1 protein-coding gene is annotated in these 591 nt (G+C 70.1%); it reads left to right on the top strand.

What is annotated here, in order from left to right:
- Positions 1–546: HNH endonuclease family protein (locus ACSNOH_RS35040; RefSeq protein ID WP_436725482.1), on the top strand; the 546-nt coding region annotated here is incomplete at its 5' end.
- Between the last annotated feature and the right edge of the window lie 45 nt (positions 547–591).

Here is a 591-nt window from a genome sequence, read left to right on the forward strand (position 1 = left end):
CCGCCCACCCCGCCCGACGCCGCCACCGTGCGCGGCTACCTCACGGAGCTGAAGGTCAGCCCCGAGGGCTCCATGGACGGCTACAGCCGCTCGAAGTTCCCGCACTGGGCCACCCAGTCCGGGGAGTGCAACACACGCGAGGTCGTCCTCAAGCGCGACGGCGAGAACGTGCAGCAGGACGCCAAGTGCGCCGCCGTCTCGGGCACCTGGGTCTCCCCCTACGACGGCGCCACCTGGCACGACGCCCAGGACATCGACATCGACCACATAGTGCCGCTCGCCCAGGCCTGGCGCTCGGGCGCCAACACGTGGACGACCGAGCAGCGCAAGGCCTTCGCCAACGACCTCACCCGGCCGCAGCTGATCGCCGTGACCGACCGCGTCAACCAGGCGAAGGGCGACAAGGACCCGGCGCAGTGGATGCCGCCGCTGAACTCCTACGCGTGCACGTACGCGCAGATGTGGGTCACGGTCAAGCACCACTACAAGCTGACCGTCGACTCCGCGGAGAAGGAGAAGCTGACGGCGGTCCTGAAGGGCTGCTGAGCGCCGAGCGAACGAGCGGGGCGGGCCGGATGCGCAATCCGGCCC

This window comes from Streptomyces sp. URMC 127, assembly GCF_051386535.1.
Lineage (GTDB): Bacteria > Actinomycetota > Actinomycetes > Streptomycetales > Streptomycetaceae > Streptomyces.